The organism is Vibrio sp. 2132-1, from assembly GCF_033344315.1.
On sequence record NZ_JAWPON010000290.1, the window covers coordinates 1 to 731 of the forward strand.

Sequence of the window (731 nt, forward strand, 5' to 3'; positions counted from 1 at the left end):
GGATAACAACACGTCGACACCGCTTTCTAGCATAGCGGAAGCGATGTTGTTTTCTACCGAGCGATGAGGTTGATGCGCAGCAAACGCGGCTGGTGTTGCGTGCGTCATGCGCGTATCTGAAACAAGACCCGTTGCTTTGCCTTTGCTTTTGGCTTTTTCCAAAATGGTCTCAACGTGATTGCCTTGGCTGTCAATACCAATCACTTCTGATGCGGTTGGGATACCTGTTGCGAGCATTGTTGCCGAACATGCAGAGTCGACAACGATTGCATCTTCTGGGTTCGTTAAAGATGAGCCAATCACACCTTCTTGCGCTAACTTGTAGAGCGCGGTGGTTTGGCCTTTGTAAATCGAGTTTGGTGCGTGGTTCGCGTAGGTTTCTAGCAAGCCGACTTGCTGAGGACCCATACCATCACCAATCATCAGAATAACGTTTTTGATTTCAGCGGATAGCGCATTGAATGAAAGTGTAGATGCAGCCACTGCAGTAATAATCGGAGAAACTAAACGCTTCATTATATTTTCCTTGTTTATTGAAAGCGCAGAAATTAAAGCAGCGGTTTATGACGCTTTTGTGGCGGTAATAAAAGATTCACGGCATTGTCATTTTGGGTTGCTAGCCAACTCGGTCGCAGATGTTGGGGTATAAAAAAGCCCACAGAAGTGGGCTTGGATTACGCTTAGGAGTTGAAAGCATGGACTAAAGTCATGCATTTAGCGCCTTCATAAGA

The 731-nt window shown here is 46.2% G+C and carries 1 protein-coding gene; it reads right to left on the reverse strand.

Annotated features, from left to right (window positions below):
• Window positions 1-516, reverse strand: a 516-nt coding sequence (locus R8N47_RS24985; protein WP_318186080.1) for an alkaline phosphatase, incomplete at its 3' end; no start/stop codon positions are given.
• Between the last annotated feature and the right edge of the window lie 215 nt (window positions 517-731).